This is a genomic window from Streptomyces sp. NBC_01317 (genome assembly GCF_035961655.1).
Classification (GTDB): domain Bacteria; phylum Actinomycetota; class Actinomycetes; order Streptomycetales; family Streptomycetaceae; genus Streptomyces.
In genome coordinates this window covers 935825-960325 of record NZ_CP108393.1, presented here as the reverse complement: position 1 = coordinate 960325, position 24501 = coordinate 935825, and the positions used below count along the sequence as shown (strand labels likewise).

The window sequence follows — 24501 nt, the reverse complement described above, 5'->3', positions numbered from 1 at the left end:
CGATGGTCAGAATCGAATGGCCGCTGCACATCGTGCGCCGGGTCGTGCTCGCCGGCGTCGCCGCCGCCGTCCTGGCGGTGGGCGGCTGGTTCGCCGTGTCCTGGCTGGAGGACAGCAGGGCGCGGTGCGGTGACGGGGTGGTGAAACGGGGGGAGGACAAGGAGTGTGTCGGGGTGACGGACGGCTCGTACGTCTTCCGCGGCCACCTCACCCAGGTCGAGAGGGCGATCGAGAAGGAGAACAACCGCGTCGAGAACGGCGGCGAACCGTACGTCAGCGTCGCCTACATGACGTCCCTCACCCTCGACGGTACGGACAGCAACTCGGACGAATCGGTACGGCACGAACTCCAGGGCGCCTATCTCGCGCAGTACCGGCACAACCGGGGCGACCTGGCCGCGTCCCCGAAGATCCGGCTCCTCATCGCCAACACCGGTGGGGGCTCCGACCATTGGCGCTTCACCGTCGGCGAGCTGGTCAAGCGCAAGAGCACCGACGACAGGCTGGTCGCGGTCACCGGCCTCGGCCCGAGCACCGACGAGAACCGCGCGGCCGTCGACCTGCTGTCGACGCGGGGCATCGCCATGGTCGCGTCCACGATGACGGCGACGAGCATAAAGGACATACACAACTTCGTCCGGGTGTCGCCCACCAACGTCGACGAGGCGTACGCCGCCGCCGCGTACCTCAAGCGGAAGAAGTTCCGGACGGCCGTGGTCGTCCAGGACGCGGCGAAGGGCAATCTCTACGCCACCACCCTGGGCTCGGAGTTCACCCGCGCCTTCCATGACCCCGCCACCGGTCACCGGCTGGTCGCGGAGACCATGACGTACGACTCGTCGGTGGCCAACGCCTGGGAGAGCGAGATGAACTTCATGTCGTCGCAGCTCTGCGACGAGGAGCCCCAGGTCATCTACTTCGCCGGGCGCGGCACGCACCTCATGCGGTTCCTCGACGCGCTGTCCAACCGCGCCTGCCAGGACGTCGAGTTCACCGTGATGGCCGGTGACGACACCACCAACCTGACCAGGGAGCAGCTCGCCGCCGCCGCGAAGACCCAGGTCGAGGTGCTCTACACGGGCCTGGCCCACCCGGACATGTACCGCACGGACCCGAAGGCGGTCTCGGCGCCGTCCGCGCGGTACTTCACCGAGGGCGGCTTCCTCGACACCACCTTCCCCAACAACTCACGGGAGGACGGCCAGGCGATCATGGCGCACGACGCCGTCCTGACCGCGGCGAGAGGCATCCAGATGGCCGCCGGCCAGGGGAAGGTCACCGTCACGGGAGACGCGGTGGCCCGGATGTTCCACCAGATGAACGGAGGGCAGCAAGTGGCCGGGGCCAGCGGCTTCCTCTCCTTCCAGAACAACGGGAACCCACGTGACAAGGCCGTCCCGGTGCTGCGGCTGACCGCGACGGGACGGGCGGAGTTCGTGGAGGTCTCGGCCGCGAGCGGAAGGCCCCGGGAAGCCGGTGACCCCGGGACCTGACGCGCGCGGCCACCCGGTCGGCCAGGAGCGACCGCTCAGTTCGCCAGGAAGTCGAGCAGCGCCGGATTGACGATCTCCGGGTGCGTCCAGGACACGTTGTGCGGCCCGCCGTCGACCGTGACGAGCGTCAGGTCCTTGATGAGCGGCGGAAGCCGCTTCGCCGTGTTGTCGTACGGCAGGATCCGGTCGGCGGTGCCGTGCACGAGCAGTGTCGGCACGTCGATCTTCGGCAGATCCTCGCGGAAGTCCGTCAGCCACGTGTCCACACACGCGTACGCGGAGTGCGCCGAGGCCGCCACGGCCATGTTGAAGCTGTTGTTCCACGCCTGGTCGCTGATCCGGGTCCCGGCGAACTGGTCGACGTTGTAGAAGTTGTCCAGGAACGTCTTGAAGTACGCGGGCCGGTCCGCGACCACCGCCTTCTTGATGTCCTCGAAGACCGACCGGTCCACCCCCTCGGGGTTGTCGTCGGTCTTGAGGAGGAACGGCGGGATGGCGCCCATCAGCACGGCCTTGTCGACCCGGCCGGAGCCGTACGTGCCGAGGTACCGCGTCACCTCGCCGGTCCCCATCGAGAAGCCGACCAGGGTCACTTCGGGGAACGCGAGATGGTCGAGGAGCGTGTTGAGGTCGGCGGCGAACGTGTCGTAGTCGTGGCCGGTCACGGGCTGGCTGGAGTTGCCGAAGCCCCGCCGGTCGTACGTGATCACGCGGTACCCGGCCTCCAGCAGGACGCGCTCCTGCTTCTCCCACGAGTGACAGTTCAACGGATAGCCGTGGATCAGGACGACCGGCCGGCCGCTGCCGTGGTCCTCGTAGTAGAGATCGATGGGGCCACTGTTCTCCTGGCCGACGTTCACGAACGGCATAGGGGTGCCTGCTCTCTGCTCTCGCCGCCGGGACGGCGCCCCGTGGCACCGTGCAGGCCGCGGAGCACGCATGCCCTGCTGCTGGACGTCATGAGCTGCTTACGGCGGAGCCGCTTCCCCATGCGCACGGGGCCGGCCCCGGACTTTCAGTGAACGCTCCCCGGCGGAGCCTCGCCACTGGGAGGCCCCGGGCCGCGAGAGACGATCTGCTCGCAAGAGACGGGCCGGCCGCGAGAGACGGCCTACACACCCGGGTGACGCATCGACGCCCGTACGATCTTCCCGGCGTCCCCCAGGGACACCACGGTCACCTCGGCCAGCCGGTTGACCAGCGGCCAGCCGTACCCCCCGGGCAGCCACTGCCCCCGGTGCTCCTTGGTGACCGGCGGCACCGGGCTCGCGTCCTGCACCACGATCTCCACCGCACCGGGCCGGGCGGCGACCCGGAACGCCGTCACCCCGCCGGCGTGCCGCACGGCGTTCGTCACCAGCTCCGAGACGACCAGCAGCACATCGGCGAGCGTGTGCTCCGGCGCCGCGTGCCCGTCCAGGAAGGAGCGCGCGAGCGCGCGGGCCTCCGCCGCGTCCGCCGGGCGCGCGTCGCACCACAGCGGCGCTCCCGTGACGGCGTTGTCCGCTCCGTCGTCGACCGTAGTCATCCCCGCACCCCCGTACGCGGCCGTCGTGCGAGCCGATGAGTACCTGTTTCTTCTCTGTGTCTTCTGTGTGCCCCACGAGTCACCGGGTGACCCTCATCACCGGACCGCCGGCACGGGTGTCCGCCGAAGAGCATCGCATGATTCACGTCATTCTCGCCGTCGGATTCCTCACAGTGCCACAGCTCCCACCGGGCGCCGTCACCCCCTCCGCCGCGTGTCGCCACCGCCTTCGCCAAGGGGCACCGCCCCCTCCTCGATCCCGCAACGTCCCCCGGAAGTGGTGTGCTCGCGACACGCCCGGAATGATGCTCCGGTTGTCGCATATGCTTCCGCCCGGAAACGACGCCGTGAACCCGCGTCGTACGCATGAGGGGGTGGAGTGTGGTCGAGTTGCCCGTTGACCTGTCGTCGCGTCCCGTGCGGGACCGCCGGACCCGGGGAACGGTCCCCGCGCAGGACACCACCGCGCTCGACGGCGATGCCCCGCACGCCGCCGACACGGAGATCCTGCTCGTCGAGGACGACTCCGGCGACGCCCTGCTGGTCGAGGAGATGCTCGCCGACAGCGACCTGGACTCGTCGCTGACGTGGTGCAAATCGCTCGCCGAGGCGCAGCGGTTCCTCGACGGCTGTACCACCCCCGTGTGCGTCCTGCTCGACCTCCACCTGCCCGACGTCCACGGCCTCGACGCCGTCACCCGTATCGTCCGCACCGCCCCCGACGCGGCCATCGTGGTCCTCACCGGCACGGCCGAGGGCGAGGCCGGGCTCACGGCCGTGGCGACCGGCGCCCAGGACTACCTCGTCAAGGGCCGCCTCGACCCGGAGACCCTGAGCCGCGCGGTCCGCTACGCCCTCCAGCGCAAGCAGGTCGAACGGACCACCGCGGCCCTCCGCGTCAACGCGCTGATGGCCCAGGAGAACGCCCGCCTGGAGCGCGGCCTGCTGCCCGTACCGCTGCTCCGGGACGACAACTTCCAGGCGGTCGCCCGCTACGAGCCGGGCCGTGCCCACGGCCTGCTGAGCGGTGACTTCTACGACGTCGTGCAGACCGCCGACGGGACCGTGCACGCGGTGATAGGCGACGTGTCCGGGCACGGGGCCGCGGAGGCCGCCCTCGGCGTCTGCCTGCGGGTCGCCTGGCGCACCGCCGTGCTGTGCGGCACCGAACAGCTGGAGCAGGTGCGCCTGCTGGAGGAGATCCTCGTCGCGGAACGCGCCGACCCGCATGTGTTCGCCACGGTCACCTCGCTCGACTTCGCGCCCGGCGGCCGGACCGTACAGGTGGTCAGAGCCGGCCACCCGGGCCTGCTCGTACGCGACCACTCCCGCGACCTCTCGGCGGTGACGTGGGAGGAACCCGAGGTGGGCATGGCCCTGGGGCTGCTGCCCGGTCTCGGCCGATGGAGCAGGACCGAGCTGGCGCTGCCGCCCGGCGGACAGGTCGTGGTCTTCACCGACGGTCTCTTCGAGGGCCGTACGGGACCGTCGTCCCGCCTCGGCGAGGACGGGCTGCTCGCCCTGGCCAGGAAGCACGGCACGCTGCCGGCGCACGCCTTCGTGGACGCGCTGGTGGACGAGGCGGCCGAGGGAGCGGCGCCGTACGGCGGCCTCGCGGACGATGTGGCCGTACTTCATCTCGGTTGGGGCACACGGTGAGATGTGCCGGCGCGTGGGACCGCAGCGGAGCGGTCCCATGAGGACGGGGACCCGTACGGGGACCGGGGCCGACACGAGCACGCGGACCGGGACGAGCACGGAGGATGTGACGCATACGGACAAGGAACGGATTCCCGGGCGGAGTGGTACGCCCCCGGCCCCACCCCCGCCCCCCTCGGCCTGGCGCGCCGCGCTCACCCGGCTCTCCGTCCAGGGCTGGGTCCGGCTGATCCTCGCCGCCGTGGTGCTGGTCGTCTGCGTCTGCGCGGTCGTCGGCGGGGTACTGCTGTCCACGACGAACGCCCGCACCGACGAGCTCGTCGACCGCATCCAGCCCGCCCGCGCCGGTGCCCTCCAGCTCCAGAAGTCGCTGCTCGACCAGGAGACCGGCGTACGGGGCTTCGCGCTGACCGCGGAGTCCTCCTTCCTCGCCCCGTACGACCAGGGCCGCCAGGACGAGCGCCGGTACACCCGGTCCCTCGCCGCCGGGGTGGCCTCCGACCGTCAGTTCACCCAGGACCTCGACCGGATCACCCGCGCCGCCGAGCGGTGGCGGACCGGGCAGGCGGAGCCGCTGATCGCCTCCGTACGGACGCGGGGCGCGGAAGCCGCCTCCGCGGACCGGCTCACCGGGAGCAAGACCGCCTTCGACGAGCTGCGCCGCCTCTTCGCCGTACAGCAGAAGCACCTGGACACCGCCCGCGACCGGGCGCGGGACCAGCTGAACCACGCCCGGACGCTGCGCGACGTCGTGTTCTTCACCCTCCTCGTCCTCTTCCTCTTCGCGGTCGGCGGCCTCGCGATCGTCCTCCACCGCATGGTGGGCCGGCCGCTCAACAAGCTGCGCGCCGCGTCGGACGGCGTGCGCGCCGGCGCGTTCGACCAGCGCATCGAGGTCGGCGGCCCCTCCGACCTGCGGGCCGTCGGCGCGGCCGTCGAGGACATGCGCCGCCGCCTGGCCGACGAACTCGCCTCGACCCGCTTCCGCGAGGACCGCCTCGCCGAACAGTCCGAGGAGCTGCGGCGTTCCAACTCGGAGCTGGAACAGTTCGCCTACGTGGCCTCCCACGACCTCCAGGAGCCCCTGCGCAAGGTCGCCTCGTTCTGCCAGCTGCTGGAGAAGCGGTACGGAACCGAGCTGGACGACCGCGGCAAGCAGTACATCGACTTCGCGGTCGACGGCGCCAAGCGCATGCAGATCCTCATCAACGACCTGCTCACCTTCTCCCGGGTGGGCCGGGTCCACGACGCGTGGAAGACCGTCGACCTGGACCGCGCGCTGGACCGGGCGCTCGCCAATCTCGCCCTCGTCGTGGAGGAGTCGGGCACCACCGTCGTACGGCGGGACGCGCTGCCCGAGATGAACGGTGATCCGACCACACTCGCCATGCTCTGGCAGAACCTCATCGGCAACGCCGTCAAGTTCCGCAGGGCCGGCGAGCCGTCCCGTATCGAGGTCGGATGTGTCCGCGAGGGCCGGGAGTGGCACCTGACCGTCTCGGACAACGGCATCGGGATCGCCCCCGAGTTCGCCGAGAAGGTCTTTGTCATCTTCCAGCGGCTGCACGCCCGCGACAGCTACGAAGGCACCGGTATCGGCCTCGCCCTCTGCCGCAAGATCGTGGAGTTCCACGGCGGCCGGATCTGGCTGGAGCCCGTGGAGACCGGGGGCACCCGTGTCCACTTCACCGTGCCCGCGCTCGACGTATCCTCTCCGGAAGGCGCGCCCGCGGGGGAACCGCCCCAGGACGCCCTTCTCACCACTCCGCCGGGAGCCGCCCAGTGAACACACCCATCGTGCCGGTGCAGCCCATCGCCGTCCTTCTCGTGGAGGACGACCCGGGCGACGAGCTGATGACCCGCGAGGCGTTCGAGGACAACAAGATCCGCAACGACCTCTACGTCGTGCGTGACGGGGAGGAAGCGCTCGACTTCCTCTACCGGCGCGGCCCGTACGCGGACGCGCCGCGGCCGGACCTGGTGCTGCTCGACCTGAACCTGCCCAAGTACGACGGCCGCCAGGTGCTGGAACAGATCAAGACCGACCCCGAGCTGGCGCTCATCCCCGTGGTCGTCCTGACCACGTCGTCGGCGGAGGAGGACATCCTCCGCAGCTACAAACTGCACGCCAACGCCTATGTCACCAAGCCCGTCGACATCGATCAGTTCATCGCCGCCGTACGGCAGATCGACGAGTTCTTCGTCTCCGTGGTCCGTCTTCCCGGACGGACGTGACCCCCCTCACAAAAATCGCCGGGCATACCTCCGGCATCGGGGGGCATAAGCCGTCCCGAGATAGGGGGTGCCCGACGCCCTCGGGGAGCGCGGGCAGGAGTTCGGTGAACGATCAGATGACGAGTGGGATGAATGATTCGGCTTTCGCGTCCGGCGCGGGAGCGTACGTGCAGCCGCTGGTCCGGGCAGGCCAGTTCACCGGCGAGCCCGGCTGCATCGCGGAGGCCAGGCTGCTGGCGGACAAGTTCCTCCAGCAGCTGGAGGCCGAGTGGCTGGCCGAGGTGGGGGAGCGCCGGCGCGGTGACCTGCTCCTGGTCGTCAGCGAGCTGGTCACCAACGCCGAGCGGCACAGCCACGGACCGTACCTGCTGGAGCTGGAGGGCACCGACCGGCAGGTGACCGTGACGGTGTACGACAGCAGCGTGACGCTGCCGCGCCGCTTCGAGCGCGACCCCAGCAGGCTCGGCGGGCACGGCCTGGAGATCGTCCACGCCCTGTGCGACCGCCTCACCTCGGAGCTGGTCCCGGTCGGCAAGCGGATCAGGGCGGTCTTCGACCTCTGAGGCGCCCTGTGCGGTGCCGGTCGGTGTTCCGTCGGTGTCGACCGACGTCAGGCGGTGTTACTCGTGTTGCCGGCCGAACCAGTCCAGGCACAGGACCAGCGCGTCGTCGGTCGACTCGGCGTCGCGGTGCGTGGCCAGCTCCTGCAGTACGGCGCGGGGCACCGTCGCCGCCGGCAGCAGGCTCGTCGCGTTGATCGCGCGGGCCAGCGCCCGCTCCCCGTAGATCTCACCCTGCGGCGACACCGCCGCGTACACCCCGTCGCTGACGAAGAAGAACCGGTCACCGGGGAGCGCCTGGAACCTCTGCACCCGGTAGTCCGACTCCTCGAACATGCCCAGCGGCAGCTGCGCGTCGAACGGGATCCGCTCCACCGTCCTGTCCCGCCGGCGCCAGAGCTGCGGCGACCCCGCGTCCACCGCCTCGACCGAGCCGGTCGCCAGCTCGAAGCGGAGCAGCAGCGTCGACACGTAGGACGCGCCCCGGTGCTGCTCGTACAGCGCCTGGTCCGCCAGCGCCGCCTGGTCGGCGATCCCGATCCCCGCCCGGCGGGCGTTGCGCAGCGCGTTGACCGCCAGATTGGTCAGCAGGGAGGCCTGGATGCCCTCGCCCATGCCATTGGTCACCGCGAGGGTGAGCTGGTCGCCGTCCGAGGACCAGTCGAAGTTGTCGCCGTGGATGGCGTACGCGGGCTCCAGCTGGGCGCCGATCGCGTACTCCAGCGCGGTGCAGGCCCGCGCCGGGAGCAGCTCCCACTGCATCTCCGCCGCCAGGGTGAGCCGGTTCACCCGGCGCGCCCGCCGGTACAGGTCGGTGTCGCGCTCCGCCACCAGGATCTCGTGCCCCAGCAACTCGGCGACCTGCGTCAGCTCCTCGACGGTCCGGGGGGTGGAACGGTCGCCCGGCAGACGTACGGTCAGGACCCCGAGCCGCTCGCCCCGCACGGTGACCGGCAGGTGGTGGTCCACCGCGTCCTTGTGCCTGACCTGCTCGCCGTGCGGCTCCTGGCTGCCGAACGCCCGGCCCTCCGGCGTGTTGTGCAGCGACAGGGCCTCGTCGGGGTGCGGGGCGCCCGAGACGCCCGTGACGGGCTGGAGCACCGTGAGCCCGTAGTCGGCGAGGTACAGCCGTACGGAGGTCGCGCCGTGCGGGGCCAGCGCGCCGGTGAGCGAGTCCACCAGAGCATGCGGCGCCGCTGTGCGAACCGCTCTTTCGACGTCCGCGAGTAGAGTCACTGTTGTTCAGGCCTTCTTCTGCCAGGGTCGGGTCCGTCTGGGCTGACAAAGGCCCGTGCCGGATGAAAGAGTGAATCGATGTCCCGCTTCACCGGTCAGCCGCACCAGCCCGAGCAGGTTGCCGAGGCCGCGTCCGATGCCTCGGAACTGCTCGAGGTGCTGTGGGGGCGAGGTCAGGAGGCCGCGCCTTCGGGGCCGGTCTCGCCCTCCCAACTACGTGCCCTTCTCGTCATGGAGAAGTACGAGGGCGCGAATCTGCGGACACTCGGTGAGGCCCTCGGCTCCCGCCCGTCCTCGGTGAGCAGGCTCTGCGACCGGATGGAGGCCATGGGGCTGGTGGTCCGCTCGCCGAGCCCGACGAGCCGCCGCGAGGTGGAGCTGCGGCTGAGCCGGCGCGGCCACCAGGTGCTGGACGAGTACCGCGCCTTCCGGACGCGCGAGGTGGCCATGGTGCTGGAGCAGATGGATCCCTCGGACATCCTGATGCTGGCGAAGGGCCTCACCGCGTTCCGTGCCGCCGCTGCCGAGCGCCTCGGCGCCGGGGACAGCGCAGCCGCAGGGCCTGCGCGGGACCACGTGGCGGACAGCGCGTAGCTTCATTCAGCCCTACTTCCTGGGATGGGCACGTTACTCTCCGCGCGACATCACTTCGCGCACGACATCGCCGCTCCGGAGGCGCGCGGGGCGGCTCCGGAGCAGTGAACAGATTGTTGCTCACCAGAGAATGTTGTCAAATGGCAACTATCGCTTCTATCGTGGGTGCCACCGTGTTGTGAACGCCCTTTCCGCTGCCCCGAAGGACCTACCGTGCTACCTCCTCACAACGCAGGCCGGACCGTGGGAGTGACGGCGCGACAGAACGGCGAGTCCGTCGTTCTCACGGTTTCCGGTGAGCTCGACCTCGACAGCGTCGGGCCCTTCGCCACGGCGCTGGCCCACTCGGGCGAATCCGTCACGGGTCCCGTGGTCGTGGATCTGTCCGCTGTCGGCTTCGCCGACTCCACGACGGTGAACGTGCTTCTCCAGGCCCGCGCCACGCTCGGGCCCCGGCTGCGCCTGGCCCGGCCCTCCGCCTTCGTACGGCGCCTGTTCGCCGTGATCGGCCTGGAGACGGCACTGCCTCTGTACGAGACGGTCGAGGCGGCTCTCACCGCGGACGCGGGCGAGAGGGAGATCCGGTGACCCCGGGGAAATCGTCCCGCCGGCCGGATCGCCGCCGCTGACGGTCTTCGCTCGCGGTTGAGGGGGTAGACGTCGGGACGTCCGACGCCGCAAGACGTGACCGATCTTCGGGGTGAGCCGCATGTACCACCCGCACCATCCCTCCCATTCGAACCACTCGACCCACGCGCAGCGCCCACAGCCGCACGACAAGCCGTTCCCTCCTCCCGCGGAGTGCGATTCCCGGCCACAGCTGGCGGCCGACGCCCGTGACGCCGCGTACGGCTTCCTCGCGGGCCTCAGTCCCGCGCCGTCGCCGCGCAGGACCCAGGACGTCATCCTGGTCGTGTCCGAGCTGGTGGCCAACGCGCTGCGGCACGCGGGGGACGTCACGTCCCTGCGGCTGCGCGCGGACTGCCGGAGCCTCCAGGTCGCCGTGGACGACCCCAGCCCCGCGCAGCCGCAGGACCGGACCCCCGATCTCACCGGCAGGACGGGCGGGTTCGGCTGGCCGATGATCCAGCGCCTGGCCGAGAGGGTCACCGTCCTGCCACGCCCGGACGGCGGGAAGACCATCCGGGCGGTGCTCGCCCGCTGAGCCTCCGGGCCGGTGCCCCGGGACCGGCGTTCCGGGGCCGCGCTGCCCCGGCGAATCCACGCCACGCGCGTTTTCCCGCCGCCACGGGCGCGCATCCTTCCGGGAGACGGAAGGAGTCCCATGGAAGAGCTGCGAGAGCTTCCGGAGCGGCGAGAGCTGGGAGAGCGGGGAGAGCACCGCACGCGCGAGGCGGCGGCCGGTTTCGCCGGACTGCCCGGAGCGGTCGCGGTCTCGCACCTGGCCGTGTACGACTGGGAGGCCGCCGACGGGCTCCGGGGCGGCACCCCGCACCTCCACCTCACCTGCGCGGAGGGGTACGTCGTGACGGCGGGCCACGGGGCCGTCCAGACCCTGACGGAGACCGGTGGTTTCGCCAGCACGCCCCTGGAGCCGGGCGGTCTGGTGTGGTTCACCCCCGGGACCGTCCACCGTCTCGTCAACGAGGACGGGCTGCGCCTCGTCGTCCTGATGCAGAACAACGGACTGCCCGAGGCCGGGGACGCCGTGCTGACGCTGCCACCGCCGTACCTCACCGACCCGGAGACGTACGCGCGAGCCGTCCTCATACCTGAGGGCACCGAGGCCGAGCAGGCCGCCGCCGCCCGCCGCCGGCGCGATCTGGCCGTCGAGGGCTTCGTGGCGCTGCGTACGGCGGGGGAGCGCGGCGACCCGGGGCCCCTGCGGGCGTTCCACCGGGCCGCCGCCGCGCTGGTACGGCCCCGGCTGGCGGACTGGCGGGCCCGCTGGGAGGCGGGGGCGGCCGAGGCGGCACGGCGGACCGGGGAGCAGCTCGACCGGCTCGCGGCGGGCGACTCCTCGTACCTGACCGAGGCCCGTCTGCGCGCCCGGCTCCCGGACGTCCGGGGCCGCTTCGGCATGTGCGGGCGTCTGGACACGTACCACCTCGGCGACGCGTGAGGCATGAGCGGTGAGCAGTGCGGGCCCGACCTCTTCGGACGGGCCCGCACGCGTGTTCCGGGCGGAGGATCACCAGCTGATCAGCTGGTGTAGGCCTCCAGCTCGGAGAGCTGCCCGGCCGGCCACCCGGTGTTGCCGGTGATGTTCACCCGCAGGTAGCGGGTGGACGTGCCGTCCAGGGTGATCGTCACGGAGTTGCTGTTGACCGACGGGTTGAAGGTGTAACCCGCCGAGGCCTTGAGGGTGCTGAACGAGGAGTTGTTGGTGCTCCCCAGCACACTCAGGGTCTGGGTACGGGTCGCCCACGCCGCCGCCGGGGGCAGCTTGAGGACGACGCGCTTGATCGCCTTCGCCGCTCCGAGGTCGACGGTGACGGACTGGGGGAAGGCGTTGTTCGTGCTCTCCCAGTACGTGTTGGCGTTGCCGTCCACCGCGTTGCCCGCGCCGTACACGTCGGCGTGACCGGTCTCGGCGATCGGGCGGCCCTGGGCCTGGTTGCCCGTGTCCGCCGGCGGGGTCGTCGGGGGAGTGGTGGGCGGGGTCGTGGGCGGTGTGGTCGGGGGTGTGGTCGGCGGGTCGGTGGGCGGGTTCGTACCGCCCTGCGGGACACCGCCGTTGGTCCACACCGGGGCCGGCCACTGGCCCGTGCAGGCCGGCGGGTTCGCGTACCAGCCGGAGTTGCCCGTGCCCTGGGTGATCTGGAAGCCGGTCCCGACGCAGTTGTGGATCGGGTTGGACTGGGCGATGTTCGTGGCCTTGACGTTGGTGAACGTGGCCTTGCCCGGCGACTGGATCTGGAGCGCGTACGTCCCCGCGCCGTCGATCCGGATGTTGTTGAAGTTCAACGCGTTCGTCGCGCCCTCGATCAGGTGGATCGCGGCGTACGAACTGTCCAGGATCTCGCTGTCGGTGATGTTGATGGTGCCGTTGACCGGTTCGTTGAGACCGCTGAACCAGACGGCGCCGACGCCGAACTGCCAGTTGTAGTCGTTGTTCCCGGCCCGGATCAGGGTGTTGCGCGCGGCGGTCGTGGTGCCCGAGACGGCCGTGCCCTGACCGGAGTTGACCCCGGGATAGCGGTTGGCGATGTGCAGCCCGCCGCCGTTGGTGATGGTGTCCGACATGACGTTGTCGGAGATGGTGATGTCCTTGCCGCCGTACGTGACGATGTTGTTCGCCAGGATCGGCAGGATCACCGTGTTGAACGTGAACTTGTTGTTCACGTTCGGCACGTTCTCGGCCCACATGGCCAGGCCGTCGTCACCGGAGTTGCGTACGAAGGTGTTGGTGACGGTGGAGTTGGTGACGCCCATGTGGAAATTGACGCCGTCCGCGGTCTGGTCGAGGATGCGGCTGTTCTTGATGGTGAAGTTGTTCATCGGGCCGTCCATCCAGGCGCCGCACTTGGTGTGCTGCATCCAGATGTTGTCGACCGTGGAGTCGGACATGGCCCCGCCGATGGCGTTGACCTGGTCGTTGTCCTCGCGCTCGCGGATGTCCCCGATGATGGCGAAGTTCTTCAGGGTGACGTTCCGGCTGCCGCCCTGGTTGGCGTACTTGCCGTACACACCGACGGCCTTGGCGCGGTTCGACGGATCGCGTCCGGTCAGCACGCTGTACCAGGGGCCCGCGCCCGCGAGGGTCACCTGGTCGACGATGATGTGGTCGCGGACCTGGAACGTGCCCTCGGGGAGGTAGACCTGCTTGCCCTGCGTCCGGCCCGCGTCGACCGCGGCCTGGATCTTGGCCGTGGAGTCGGTGGCCCCGGACGGGTCGGCGCCGAAGTCGGTCACCACGTCCAGCGCGCCGGCCGGCTTGCCGATCGGCGCGGCCACCTGCTCGAAGTCGGCCAGGTCGATGGTGAAGGTCGGCGACGCGGCCGTGGAGGAGACCTGGAGCCGGATCTTCGTACCGGTGGGCAGGGTCGACCCGAACATCGTGCGGGTCTCGTCGTAGAAGTGGTGCGGGTTGGTGTCGCCGGGGTTGTTGTTGAAGGGGTAACCGCCGTAGTACCAGCCGTACTTGGAGGTCACCGGCACGCTCTTGAGGGAGGTGCCGTTGACGCGCAGGTCGACAGCGGCGTCCCGGCCGGTGCCCGCGGAGTTGTCGGGCAGTGAATAGCGGAACGTCATCGCGTTCGCCGGTGCGGAGAGGGTGAACTCGACGTACTCACCGACCGCGTCCAGCGTCACGGCCTGACGGCCGGACGCTTCCGAAGGCAGCGAACCGTAGAGGCGGTTGGGGCCGATCAGGGTCCCGTTGGTGGCGGCGTACTCGGCCTCCTGCTCCTTGAACGGCACTGTCGCGCCGCGGCCGGGAACGTTGAGGGGGGAGGGGGCGGGGACCGCCGCGGCTTGCGCGGCGGGTGCGGTCGACAGCACCACAGCGGTGGCCGTCCCGGCCACGGCGAGGGCCAGCGAGACCGATGCGTATATGCCGCGCCGAAGCAGACGGCGTCTCGGAGGGAGTGTCACAGACATACGTCCTTGCGGCTCGTGGGGACTCTGCGGACGCGAAAAGGCTAGGAGTGGGACCGCAGGAAGTCTATGAATCTGCGCAAATTTTGAAGCCTGACGTAAAAATCATCGACCCGGCGGAGCATGTGGAAGGGTGTATACCGGTCGTATGTGCCCAACTTCCCCAGAGGTGCGCGGACTTGAGGAGGGGGATGCCGGGAAATCCCTTGGGGCGACCGGCCTGAGGGTGGGTGCAAAAAACATGTCAAATGAGGCAAGCGGACGGGATCATGCCGACCGCGCCCGGCAAGCGCCCTTTGCGTCTGTGCGCAAAGGCTGTCGGACGGCGGCGGAAGGTGGTTATGGTCGCTGCATCGTCCGCGCGAGCGGGGGGCGGGTGCGGGGGCCCGGCGGGGACGGGAACGGGGGAACCGTCGGCTGCTGTCACCGTGTCGTACGCCGTGGCTCAGGTCCGGAGGACGCCGAACGGCGCTCTCCGGGCGCGCGGTACGTACGACTCGGTGACAGCAGCCGATGACCGCCGTGCTTCCTGAGGCGCTGAGGGGTCGGACCCGCTGCCGCCGCTCAGTCCCGTCGCAGCAGATACGTGTCCATGATCCAGCCCTTTCGCGCCCGCGCCTCGGCCCGCAGCTCCTCGATCCGCCCGGCGACCTCCGAGAGCCGCCCGGAGACCAGGATCTCGTCCTCGGTCCCCACATAGGCGCCCCAGTAGATGACCGGGTCGTCCGCCAAGTGGTGACGGAACGACTGGTGCGCGTCCAGCATCACCACGACGTCGTCCGCGTCCTGCGGCCATCCCTCGGCCAGCCGCCGGCCCGTGGTGATCTGGACGGGCCTGGCGACGCGGTTCAGCCCGATCCGGTGCTTCGCGGCCAGCGCGGAGACACTGCTGATGCCCGGGATCACCTCGTACTCGAAGCGGACCGTGCCCCGCTCCAGGATCTCCTCCAGGATGGCGAGCGTGGAGTCGTAGAGGGAGGGGTCGCCCCAGACGAGAAAGGCCCCGACACTCCGGTCGCCGGTGGCGGTGCCGGGCCCGCCGTCCCCGTCCTCGGTGGTGCCGTCGTCCAGCTCGTCCGTGATCAGGCGCGCGTAGATCTCGGCGCGCCTGCTGCGCCAGTCGTCGACGGCGCCCGCGTACGCGACTCCGTCGGCCGCGCGGTCCCGGTCCCTGTCCGGGTCCCGGGCCTCGACCAGCCGGTGGGGGCGGCCGGTCGCGTGCCGCTCCAGGATCTCGTGCCGGAGGCGGATCAGGTCCGACTTCTCCGTACCCTTGTCGAGCAGGAAGAAGACGTCGACCTCGTTGAGCGCTTTGACCGCCTGAAGCGTCAGATGGTCCGGGTCGCCCGCCCCGATGCCGATGACATAGATCTTTCTCACCGCACCGAGTCTGCCCCATGCCGCCCGGCCGCCCGACGGGGGTGCGGACACCACAGAACCCCACAGAAGCAGACCTGATCACCCCTCGGATGTCTGACGCCCCATCAGTCGCCGGAAAGACTTTCGTATGCCCCCGCGCGCGGCATATGCTCCGCCCATGCGCGCCGCCCTCTTCGTGACCTGCGTCAATGACGCCGTATACCCGTCCACCGGGATCGCGACCGTACGACTCCTGGAACGCCTGGGTGTGGAAGTCGACTTTCCCGAGGCGCAGAGCTGCTGCGGACAACCCCAGTTCAACACCGGCTACCGCCGCGAGACGGAGCCGCTGGTCCGCCGCACGACGCGGGCCTTCGAGGGGTACGAGTACGTCGTGACGCCCTCCGGGTCCTGCGCCGCGATGGTCCGCCGGCACTACCCCGAGATCGGCGACGCGGCCGCCGCGTCCCTCGCCTCCCGCACCTACGAACTGACCGAGTTCCTGGTCGACGTGGTGGGCGTGACGGACGTCGGGGCGTACTTCCCGCACGTCGTCACCTACCACCCCTCCTGCCACGGCCTGCGGATGCTCGGCCTGGGGGAGCGGCCGCGCAAGCTGCTGGAGGCGGTGAAGGGCCTGGAGCTGAGAGAGCTGCCCGGCGCCGAGGAGTGCTGCGGCTTCGGCGGCACCTTCGCGGTCAAGAACTCCGATGTTTCCGCCGCGATGGGCCAGGACAAGGTCCGCAGTGCCGTCTCCACCGGAGCCGGCGTGCTCTGCGGAGCCGACAATTCCTGTCTGATGCACCTCGGCGGCATCCTGAGCCGCGAGGACGCCCCGATGCGGGCACTGCACCTGGCGGAGATCCTTGCGTCCACCGAAGAGGAGCCCTGGTCATGAGCGGTACGTATCTGGGGATGCCGGCCTTCCCGGTGGCGGCGAAGGCCGCGCTCGGCAACGAGACGCTGCGCGGGAACCTGCGCCACGCCACGCACACCATCCGCGACAAGCGGGAGAAGGCGGTGGCGGAGCTGGACGACTGGGCCCTGCTGCGGGAGGCGGGCAAGCAGATCAAGGACCACACGCTGCGCCACCTGGACCGGTATCTGGTGCAGTTGGAGGAGTCGGTGACGGCGGCCGGCGGCGTCGTGCACTGGGCGAGGGACGCGGCCGAGGCCAACCGGATCGTGGCCGAACTGGTCAAGGCGACCGGCGAGTCGGAGGTCGTCAAGGTCAAGTCGATGGCCACGCAGGAGATCGGCCTCAACGAGGCCCTCGAAGCCGAGGGCATCAGCGCGTACGAGACGGACCTCGCCGAACTCATCGTGCAGCTCGGCGACGACCTGCCCTCCCACATCCTGGTCCCGGCGATCCACCGCAACCGCGGCGAGATCCGTGACATCTTCCGCGAGCAGATGGGCGCGTGGGGCCGGGCGGCCCCCGAGGGACTGTCCGACACCCCGGCGGACCTGGCGGAGGCGGCCCGGCTGCATCTGCGCGAGAAGTTCCTGCGCGCCAAGGTCGGTGTCTCGGGCGCCAACTTCATGGTCGCCGAGACGGGCACGCTGGTCGTGGTCGAGTCCGAGGGCAACGGCCGGATGTGCCTGACCCTCCCGGAGACGCTCATCTCCGTCGTCGGGATCGAGAAGATCGTGCCGAGCTGGCAGGACCTGGAGGTGTTCCTCCAGACGTTGCCGCGCTCCTCGACGGCGGAGCGGATGAACCCGTACACGAGCATGTGGACGGGCACCACGGACGGCGACGGGCCGCGCGCCTTCCACCTCGTCCTGCTCGACAACGGCCGCACGGACACGCTGGCCGACGAGGTGGGGCGGCAGGCTCTGCGGTGCATCCGGTGCTCCGCCTGCCTGAACGTGTGCCCCGTGTACGAACGGGCGGGCGGGCACGCCTACGGCTCGGTCTACCCCGGCCCGATCGGCGCGATCCTCAGCCCCCAGCTCCGGGGCATCGGCAGTGAGGTCGACGCCTCCCTGCCGTACGCCTCCTCGCTGTGCGGCGCGTGCTACGACGTCTGCCCGGTCGCCATCGACATCCCCGAGGTGCTCGTACACCTGCGGGAGAGGATCGCCGACCGGGGCGGGAAGGGGCACCGGCTGGAGAAGGCGGCGATCAAGGCGTCCGGGTGGGTCTTCGACCATCCCAAGGTGCTCGCGGCGGGGGAGCGGGTGGCGTCGAGGACGCGCAAGCTGCATCCGTCGCGCGTGCCGGGCGCGGGCGCCTGGACGGACAGCCGGGACCTGCCGGAACTGCCGCCCGAGCCGTTCCGTGACTGGTGGAAGAAGAACAGGGCCGAGAAGAACAGCGCCGGGAACAACAGCGCCGAGAGCAACAGCGCCGAGAGCAACAGCTCAGCGAAGAACCGCGGCGAAGGGAGCGCCACATGAGCGCCAGGGGCATGACCGCCAGGGGCATGACCGCCAGGGAAGAGATCCTCGCGCGGGTACGCGCCGCGGTGGCGGACGCCCCCGACGCACCACCGGCCACCCGGGACTACCGCACCACGCACACCGGGCCGGAGCGTGTCGTCGAGCTGCTGGCGGAGAACCTCGCCGACTACCGCGCGCTGGTCCACCGTACGGACGAGGAGGGCCTGCCCGCCCTCATCGCGACCCTCCTGACCACGAGGGGATCGACCAGCGTCCTCGCACCACCGGGCGTCCCAGCCGCCTGGCTGGCCGCACTGGCCCCCGAGATCGCCCGGGTCGAGGACATCCCCGGTTCCACCGCCCGCGAACTCGACCAGGTGGACAGCGTGATCACCGGCTGCGCGCTGGCGGTCGCGGAGACCGGCACCCTTGTGCTCGACGGCTCCCCGGACCAGGGCCGGCGGCGGGTGACGCTCGTACCGGACCACCACATCTGTGTCGTACGGGTGGCGGACCAGGTCGTCGGCTCCGTACCGCAGGCGATGCCGCGGCTCGACCCGACCCGCCCCCTGACCTGGATCTCGGGCCCGTCGGCGACGAGCGACATCGAACTGGACCGCGTGGAGGGCGTACACGGCCCGCGCACGCTGGAGGTGGTGCTGGTGGAGAACTGATCGGCCCCATCACCCCAACAGCCGGGGAGCTTCGCGGCCGGCGTCGACGACCGCGACCGCACGACCCTCCACCGGGTCGACCCGGGCGGCCAACTCCCGTGCCCACGCGACAAGTCCACTCACGTCAAGGCCGTGCGGGTCGCGGTACGGGGCGATACCCCCGGCACCACGCAGCAACAGGCGCGCCCCGCCGGCCGTATTGCCCCGGGCGGCGTGGGTGAGCCCCACTGCCAGCTGCGCCATCCCCCGCCACAGCGCCCGCTCCTCGTCAGGACCGGACTTCCACGCGTCCTCGAACACCTCGTGGGCGTGGAACGGCTTCCCGGCGTCGAGCAGCAGCTGCGCCTCCCGTACGGTCTCCGCGGGCGAGCGCACCACGCCCTCCGGCTGGCGCTCCACACCCGCCGCCCCGTAGGGCAGCGGCCGCCCCAACCCGTCCCGCGGCCGCGCGTTACGCGCCCGCCCCTCACCGTCACGGTCCCGCGGGTTCTCCGTCATCCCCCCATTGTCCGCCGCTCCCGCCCCGCCACCCGGACAACCCACGTCTCGACGCCCCACGGAGTGCGGTAATGTTCTCCTACGTGGTCACGCGGGGTTCTCCCCAAGTGACCCGGGATCCATCGGGACGTGGCGCAGCTTGGTAGCGCACTTGACTGGGGGTCAAGGGGTCGCAGGTTCAAATCCTGTCGTCCCGACCAGCGTTTTCGCAGGTCGCAGGCGGTATCGGAGAAATCCGGTACCGCCTTTCCGTCGTTCTTGGGGACCAGTTGGTCTGGCGGCGGGGTCCGGGGCGAGGGAAAGGGGGGTGCGGATGGGGTTGAGGTGGCGTAGATGTTCGTGGCCGGGTGAGGTGACGTCGTCTTTCCGGTGGGTGGGGTCACGGAGGACTGGGGTGGAGATGCGTCCGTCGCGGGGGCCGGTGAGGAGGCGGGTGTGGGGGTCAGGAGCCGCCGGCTCCGGGACCGTACGATGCCCCCGGATCATCACTCCCGGAGTGATCCAACCACCTCGAAGATCATTTCGTTAGGAGTTCTAAAAGCCGCCGTCGTACGCAGATACCGCACGGCCGTCTCAGCGAAGACAGAGCCGGAAACACCACGGAGGGCACGATGCTCTGTCCAGCGTGGAGGCAGGAGGGCAAGCGTGATCTTTCTTCACACCGCTACCGTTATCGGAAAGCCCTTGACCCATTCCCGATGACCCATCACGTGGAGTGCGTGGCGATCCTTGAACCTGTCGCAAAGGGCCGCTGACCTGTGGCTTTGGCGGATGCGCGTGATGTTCCCTATGTGCGTTGAGGGCGATATCCTGACGCTCTTTATGATGGAGCGTCAGGTGCTCTGGAGTGCTGGTCAGGGTACGTGGAGATAGCATCCGATCGAGCAGGATCGTGCGAACTTTGCAGTGCCATGCGGTGGTTCAAAGCCGTACGGGAGTGGGTGCCGCGCGCTGGTGCTGTCTCGTTGTCGAGGACCTTTTCCCTCGCTCTCCGCGAGTCCGGCGAGTGGCCCTCCCCCGCGTCGGCAGGGAGTAGCGTTCGGTCGGTCTGGGGCGTTGTCCGAGGGCTTTGCGCAGTACCCCCGGCGTCGGCGGGGAAGACCCCTCTTGGGAATCGGGCCGGGCATGGCCACACGGAACACCCCTGCACCGGCGGGGAGGACCGAGGAGGTCGTGCAGCCGCTCCTCAACCTCGCTTCGTGGTGGGTCGTCGAGAGCGGGGCAGGTGCAAGTCGTAGGCGTCTGCTGCAGTCACAGGCTGACCAACGCGACAGGGATGGTCGGGTTACCCCCAGACGCGACGCAGCGGCCCCGCCCGGACCGAAGTCCGCGGCGGGGCACTCGCCCTTCAGAGAACAGTCGATGCACGCCCGGCGCCGGCGCCTTCCGCTGTTGTCACCAAGGCAGCTTGAAACTCGTCGTCCGGCAGTTGACCGGTGTGCCAGCCGCGCCGTTCTGGCGGCACGTCTGGATACTCATGGAGTCCCCGGCATGGCCGCTGTAGTCGTAGTCGGACGCGCCGGGGCCGTTGTTGCCCCCGTTGGCGTCCTCCGCGTAGCCCACCAGAGTGCCCTGCGTGTTGTTGTACACCCGCGTCACGATGCGGTATCCGTCGGCGGATGTGTCGTCGGCGTAGATGATGGCGGGATCGCCGTCCGTGTAGCCCACGTATGCGCCGTAGCCGTAGCTGGAAGAACCGGCGTAGCCAATGAACGTTTCGTAGGGATACGCCTGGGCGCTGGACGCCGCACCGAGGGTGATCAGCAAGCCGCTCGCTGCGGCAACGGCGGACTTTACGGCTCTGCTCACGTCAGACCCTTCATTGGGGATGAGGGGGCTGGCCCTTCATCCGGGTGGGTTGGTGGCAAGAGCCTCCCAGCGAAGACTTGGGGAATCCTTGGAGGACCCTTGCTTCTGGGCCAGGTATTGCGTACCAGCCCGTCAGTCGCGCAAGCGCACGCAGGTAAGGTGCGGCTGCTCCGGTGAGAACGGCATCTGCCGGTCACCGGCCCAGCGGGCCCCGGGGTTCGAACCGGGGCCCGGAACGTCGAGGGCCCCCGGGGCCTACCCCCAAGTAGAAGATCCGCAACTCCAGATGCCCCTCAAGATCCCAGGTGGGGTCTTCGTCGGGACTGCCTGCACCGGTCGACAGAGCTGCCAGGATGTTGCGCTCCACAGGAGTCGGATCTCCACGTTTCGCAGGTCTGCCGCCGCGGCGGTCCCACTGTTTCTCGAACGCGACCACCTGCTCGCGGACGAACACCGGACCGGACTTCAGGTGAGCGACAGCCGGCGGGAAGTCTGAACGCTGGGCAAGCTGCGTCACTCTCTGCCGGACAACCGACAGCATCTCTGCGATCTCCGAGACGCCAACCGGGTCAGGGATGGACGGTTCGGCCAGCCTGCGGTCCAGTTCCGCTTCGGCGACCAGTTCCACGCCGGTGATGGCTGCCGGGTGCCTGGTGGCCCGTGGGAGGGAGGCCGAAGCGTATCCAGGATCGGAGGGCAGCGGCGGTGTGGATCCGGCCGTTGTCGTCTCCGCTCCGCAGCCTGAACCTGCCGACGACGAGCAGGAGTTGGTCCTCGACGAGCTCGCCCGGGAGTAGGTCCTGGACTGGCGCAACTGTGCTGTCGCTGACCGCCAGTTGGTGTTCTGGCCCTCATCGATCGGTACGGCGGGCTGCCGGCTTACGCGCCGCCCACGCGCCTCCCGGCGTTCGGGGCCGGTCAGGCGCGGAGGTCCAGTCGCTTGGTGTGGACGAGATGGAAGGCGAGCAGGCCGGCCAGCACCACGTACCACTGGCCCTGGGTGACCACCTCGATCAGATCGATCGGCAGCAGGTAGGTCAGTACCATCGTCAGGACGGTGTCCAGGAACAGCGCCGTCCCCCAGACCGCGGTCAGCACCTGGATGCCGGTACGGAAGCGGGGCTCGTCGTCCCACCGCCGCGTCCAGGCCCGCGCCCCGGCCTCGCCGGTCTTGGTGACGGCGATCGTCCGGCCGATCACCATCAGCGCGGGGCGGCCGGTGAAGACGGTGATGATCATCCACAGTCCGAAGAGCCCGAGCAGCGCGTGCACCCACCCCTCGCGTACTGCCAGCGCCCGCGGGCTGCCGGTCAGGGTCCCGATGGCCAGGCTGAAGACGATGACGCTGACGCTGAACAGCGCCACCAGATCGGTCTTCCGTTGCCGTATCAGTTGGTATCCGGCTCGCGGCAAGGTGGCCGCGGTGCTGGCCATCAGGGCCCACCACTGGCCGGTCCCGGCGCCGCGCAGCCCGTAGTAGAGGGCCATCGGCAGCAGGAGGTCGACGACGACGGACAGGATGTTCGCCCGGACCAGCCGTCGTACGCCCGCACGCCGATCCGCCGCGGCGTCCTGAGCGTGTTTGTCGGTGAGGTTCCTTGTCACTTCGTCATCCCCCGTCTGTCGCATTTTCGGTCACGTGTCCTTCGGATCGTCGGGGTTCTCGGAGCAGGGCCGGGTGGCGCGGGCGAAGGTGTCCGCCAGTTCGCGCCCGCAGGCCGCCGGGTCGAGCCCGGGCGGACGGCTGGTGATGACGGCGTCGATCGCCCCCGAGACGGCGGTGGCCATGAGGCCGGGGTCGAAGAAGCCGGCGAACTCCCCGGCCCTTTGCCCGTCCCGCAGATGCGCGGTCAACAACCCGATCCGGGAGATCGTGGTGGCGTCGACCACGGGTTCGCCGGCCGCGTTCCGCGCGTTGTTGAGAATCTCCAGCAGCGCCCGCAGGTGCACCGGATGATGCGCCAGCAGCTCGACATTGGCCTCGATGTAGGCCCGCAGCATCCCCGTGTACCCCTGCGCCGCGCGGATCCTGGGCTGCATGAACTCGGTGGCGACCCGCATGACTTCTTCGGTCACCGCGCCGACCAGGTCCTCCTTGCCCGCGAAGTGGTACGAGATCATCCCGGTGCTGCTCAGCCGCGCCCGTTTGGCGATCTTGGCGAACGACGTCTTCGTATAGCCGACTTCGGCGATGGTCTCGATCGCGGCGGTCACGATCTGGGCCCGCCGCGCCGACTCGATGAATGTTCGTTCCGGTCTCTGCCGCTCTGGTTTTGCACTCACAAGCAAAAAGTAGCACGGCTGAGCAGTTTTTGACCCGGCGGTTCGTGCCGGCGGGTCGGCGGACGGGGTGGAGCGAATGCTGGGAGCGAGCGCCCCCCCCGGGGCGGTGCGAGCATGGTTCGAAGCCCCGACACGGGGGAGCCCCGCCGAACCCGGGTGGTCAGGGGGCCCTTCGGCGGTAATCGCGCCGTCCTTCGACTGGGCTGAGGGGGCCACTGCCGCGCTTGTGAAACCGGGACCGGGCCCTGCCGGCTTTCTGAGTGTCGAACGGGGCGCGTGCGAGCGAGCTGCTGACAAGCCGGCAGCGTGATCCGCTGCCCGGTGAGCAGTTACTCGGGGTGATCCGGAAGGGGGCCAGGGCCTTCCAGCGGTTGATCGCGATGGCGTCCACCACGCCGTGCTCGGCATCGCCCAAGCGTCCGCCGACATCGGCTGTCTGGCGTTGCCACCTGGCTGAGCGGGATGGCCGCTGAATGGCGGAACGCGTGACACCGACCGGGTCGGTCGATAGGAGACCTGCTCGTCGCTCCCTACCCTGTGAGCGAATCGGCGAGGCAAGAATCGGGCGGGCCGCCCTTTCTGACTCGCGGCAGGGACGTCCACGCAGTCGACATCACCATCGGAGAGCACGCATGTATGACGACAAGACCTCGAACGAGCTGCCTCGGCGTCGGTTCGTGGCGTTCTCCGGCGGCCTCGGTGCGGCGACGTTCCTGACCGGCGTGGAGGCGGCGGCCGGACGCACCGCTTCGGCAGCCGCCCCGGTGCACGCGGACCCTGTCCCCGACACGTGCCCCACTCCGCCTCCCGGGGGAACCCCGACCTGCCCCCCTGCTCAGCTCCAGCCCCTCTGCGGCAGCCCTTCCGACAACGATCCGCTGTGGCGGGACGTCCAGTACTGCACGCAGGGAAAACCCCTGCCCCCTGGGCAGAACCCTCCCGCCTGCTTGAAGGTGACCCCGGACTACGTCGTCCTGAACGGCAGGCCGTCGAGCCGGCACAACTTTCTCCTGACCCCCAGCTGTCGCATCACCGGTATCGAATGCCCGTTCATCGAGACCTCCGGCGCGCCGAATTACTGGAACGACGCATGGGAGAACGCCCGGAGCGGGGGGAGCGTCCCCGTGCAATATCCCAATATCGGTCTGGGGATCAACTCGCAGAGCGCCCGGTTTCTGAACCAGTTGCACATTCACATGGCCGGCGTCCGGGCGAGCACGCAACGACGGCTACAGGAACTGGAGATGATGGGACGCATGGCCACCAACCCCGCGCAATGGGACGCCGTGCAGTACCGGGTACCGGTCACGGGCTCGGACGGGACGGGGGACCGTACGTACCGGGCCCTCAGGCTGCCCAGCCTCGGAATGAATCTCTTCGCGCAGTTGCAACAGTACGTGGTGAAGCCGAACGGACTGAACATGGCGAACCAGACGCTGATCGTGGTGCCGAAGATGACGGCCACGGGATTCGCCGGGGCTTTCTACATCCTGAACAGCGACCCTTCGCTCCACGACGGCACGAATACGTGTGACCACCTTCTCGTGTACAGCTGAGCCCTCCGATGACGCCGAGAAACGATCAGTCGGTGTTCGAGCGCTGCTCCTGACTCCGTGGCCGTGCTCGTC

The 24501-nt window shown here is 69.7% G+C and carries 23 protein-coding genes and 1 tRNA gene; 14 read left to right on the top strand and 10 right to left on the bottom strand.

Annotation, left to right across the window (positions count from 1 at the left end):
* The first annotated feature begins 2 nt into the window (after window positions 1-2).
* Window positions 3-1493: a branched-chain amino acid ABC transporter substrate-binding protein gene (locus tag OG349_RS04085; RefSeq protein ID WP_327233268.1), complete on the top strand. Its 1491-nt coding sequence runs from the start codon at window positions 3-5 to the stop codon at window positions 1491-1493.
* A 35-nt stretch (window positions 1494-1528) separates the two neighbouring features.
* On the opposite strand, the gene OG349_RS04080 is transcribed toward OG349_RS04085, so the two are convergent.
* On the bottom strand, window positions 1529-2362 hold the full coding sequence (locus OG349_RS04080; protein WP_327233267.1) for an alpha/beta fold hydrolase: 834 nt from the start codon (window positions 2360-2362) through the stop codon (window positions 1529-1531).
* A 242-nt stretch (window positions 2363-2604) separates the two neighbouring features.
* Window positions 2605-3021: an ATP-binding protein gene (locus OG349_RS04075; RefSeq protein ID WP_327233266.1), complete on the bottom strand. Its 417-nt coding sequence runs from the start codon at window positions 3019-3021 to the stop codon at window positions 2605-2607.
* A gap of 381 nt (window positions 3022-3402) precedes the next feature.
* Between OG349_RS04075 and OG349_RS04070 the strand changes: the two genes are divergently transcribed.
* The 4 genes from OG349_RS04070 to OG349_RS04055 all read left to right on the top strand — a co-directional run bounded on the left by OG349_RS04070 (window position 3403) and on the right by OG349_RS04055 (window position 7478).
* Window positions 3403-4680, top strand: coding sequence for a PP2C family protein-serine/threonine phosphatase (locus OG349_RS04070; protein WP_442806197.1), 1278 nt, complete (start codon window positions 3403-3405; stop codon window positions 4678-4680).
* A 37-nt stretch (window positions 4681-4717) separates the two neighbouring features.
* The gene (locus OG349_RS04065; RefSeq protein ID WP_327233265.1) at window positions 4718-6466 is read left to right on the top strand and encodes a sensor histidine kinase; all 1749 of its coding nucleotides are present in this window, start codon (window positions 4718-4720) and stop codon (window positions 6464-6466) included.
* Entirely contained in the window at window positions 6463-6915 is a 453-nt protein-coding gene (locus tag OG349_RS04060; protein ID WP_327233264.1) for a response regulator, read from the top strand. The genes OG349_RS04065 and OG349_RS04060 overlap by 4 nt, the downstream gene beginning before the upstream one ends.
* Window positions 6916-7043: 128 nt before the next feature.
* Complete coding sequence (locus tag OG349_RS04055) at window positions 7044-7478, top strand: ATP-binding protein (RefSeq protein ID WP_327233263.1); 435 nt, start codon at window positions 7044-7046, stop codon at window positions 7476-7478.
* A gap of 57 nt (window positions 7479-7535) precedes the next feature.
* Here the strand turns inward: OG349_RS04055 and OG349_RS04050 are convergent, their stop codons facing one another.
* The gene (locus tag OG349_RS04050) at window positions 7536-8654 is read right to left on the bottom strand and encodes a PP2C family protein-serine/threonine phosphatase (RefSeq protein WP_327233262.1); all 1119 of its coding nucleotides are present in this window, start codon (window positions 8652-8654) and stop codon (window positions 7536-7538) included.
* A 135-nt stretch (window positions 8655-8789) separates the two neighbouring features.
* On the opposite strand from OG349_RS04050, the gene OG349_RS04045 reads away from it, so the two are divergent.
* The 4 genes from OG349_RS04045 (at window position 8790) to OG349_RS04030 (ending at window position 11388) form a co-directional block, all read left to right on the top strand.
* A complete protein-coding gene (locus OG349_RS04045) occupies window positions 8790-9305 on the top strand; it encodes a MarR family winged helix-turn-helix transcriptional regulator (protein WP_327233261.1) in 516 nt (171 codons plus the stop codon).
* A gap of 243 nt (window positions 9306-9548) precedes the next feature.
* Window positions 9549-9893: an STAS domain-containing protein gene (locus OG349_RS04040; protein WP_442806361.1), complete on the top strand. Its 345-nt coding sequence runs from the start codon at window positions 9549-9551 to the stop codon at window positions 9891-9893.
* A gap of 121 nt (window positions 9894-10014) precedes the next feature.
* Window positions 10015-10470 (top strand): ATP-binding protein, encoded by a 456-nt coding sequence (locus OG349_RS04035; RefSeq protein ID WP_327233259.1) that lies wholly within the window; start codon window positions 10015-10017, stop codon window positions 10468-10470.
* Window positions 10471-10590: 120 nt separating this feature from the next.
* Window positions 10591-11388, top strand: coding sequence for a cupin domain-containing protein (locus OG349_RS04030; protein WP_327233258.1), 798 nt, complete (start codon window positions 10591-10593; stop codon window positions 11386-11388).
* Between the two features lie 80 nt (window positions 11389-11468).
* Here the strand turns inward: OG349_RS04030 and OG349_RS04025 are convergent, their stop codons facing one another.
* Both OG349_RS04025 and cobF read right to left on the bottom strand, forming a co-directional pair.
* On the bottom strand, window positions 11469-13862 hold the full coding sequence (locus tag OG349_RS04025; RefSeq protein ID WP_327233257.1) for a discoidin domain-containing protein: 2394 nt from the start codon (window positions 13860-13862) through the stop codon (window positions 11469-11471).
* 567 nt (window positions 13863-14429) lie between these two features.
* Complete coding sequence (cobF, locus tag OG349_RS04020; protein WP_327233256.1) at window positions 14430-15245, bottom strand: precorrin-6A synthase (deacetylating); 816 nt, start codon at window positions 15243-15245, stop codon at window positions 14430-14432.
* A gap of 157 nt (window positions 15246-15402) precedes the next feature.
* Between cobF and OG349_RS04015 the strand changes: the two genes are divergently transcribed.
* Genes OG349_RS04015 through OG349_RS04005 form a run of 3 tightly spaced genes read left to right on the top strand, consistent with a single transcriptional unit; the run spans window position 15403 to window position 18283 of the window.
* Entirely contained in the window at window positions 15403-16122 is a 720-nt protein-coding gene (locus OG349_RS04015) for a (Fe-S)-binding protein (protein ID WP_161308791.1), read from the top strand.
* The gene (locus tag OG349_RS04010) at window positions 16119-17627 is read left to right on the top strand and encodes a LutB/LldF family L-lactate oxidation iron-sulfur protein (RefSeq protein WP_327233255.1); all 1509 of its coding nucleotides are present in this window, start codon (window positions 16119-16121) and stop codon (window positions 17625-17627) included. The genes OG349_RS04015 and OG349_RS04010 overlap by 4 nt, the downstream gene beginning before the upstream one ends.
* A 26-nt stretch (window positions 17628-17653) precedes the next feature.
* On the top strand, window positions 17654-18283 hold the full coding sequence (locus tag OG349_RS04005) for a LutC/YkgG family protein (protein ID WP_327238435.1): 630 nt from the start codon (window positions 17654-17656) through the stop codon (window positions 18281-18283).
* Window positions 18284-18292: 9 nt separating this feature from the next.
* Here OG349_RS04005 and OG349_RS04000 read toward each other — a convergent pair whose 3' ends face one another.
* Entirely contained in the window at window positions 18293-18781 is a 489-nt protein-coding gene (locus tag OG349_RS04000; protein ID WP_327233254.1) for a DUF309 domain-containing protein, read from the bottom strand.
* A gap of 123 nt (window positions 18782-18904) precedes the next feature.
* Between OG349_RS04000 and OG349_RS03995 the strand changes: the two genes are divergently transcribed.
* Window positions 18905-18981: transfer RNA gene (locus OG349_RS03995), tRNA-Pro, on the top strand.
* A 1195-nt stretch (window positions 18982-20176) separates the two neighbouring features.
* On the opposite strand, the gene OG349_RS03990 is transcribed toward OG349_RS03995, so the two are convergent.
* The 4 genes from OG349_RS03990 to OG349_RS03975 form a co-directional block, all read right to left on the bottom strand.
* Window positions 20177-20590, bottom strand: a complete 414-nt coding sequence (locus OG349_RS03990) for a hypothetical protein (protein ID WP_327233253.1) — start codon at window positions 20588-20590, stop codon at window positions 20177-20179.
* Window positions 20591-20783: 193 nt separating this feature from the next.
* The gene (locus OG349_RS03985) at window positions 20784-21218 is read right to left on the bottom strand and encodes a hypothetical protein (protein ID WP_327233252.1); all 435 of its coding nucleotides are present in this window, start codon (window positions 21216-21218) and stop codon (window positions 20784-20786) included.
* A gap of 290 nt (window positions 21219-21508) precedes the next feature.
* The gene (locus tag OG349_RS03980; RefSeq protein WP_327233251.1) at window positions 21509-22195 is read right to left on the bottom strand and encodes a VC0807 family protein; all 687 of its coding nucleotides are present in this window, start codon (window positions 22193-22195) and stop codon (window positions 21509-21511) included.
* Window positions 22196-22225: 30 nt separating this feature from the next.
* Window positions 22226-22873 carry a TetR/AcrR family transcriptional regulator gene (locus OG349_RS03975; protein ID WP_327233250.1) on the bottom strand — a complete coding sequence of 216 codons (648 nt, stop codon included), beginning with the start codon at window positions 22871-22873 and terminating at the stop codon, window positions 22226-22228.
* Window positions 22874-23505: 632 nt separating this feature from the next.
* Here OG349_RS03975 and OG349_RS03970 point away from each other — a divergent pair.
* Window positions 23506-24429, top strand: coding sequence for a CDP-diacylglycerol diphosphatase (locus tag OG349_RS03970; RefSeq protein WP_327233249.1), 924 nt, complete (start codon window positions 23506-23508; stop codon window positions 24427-24429).
* The last annotated feature ends 72 nt before the right edge of the window (window positions 24430-24501 follow it).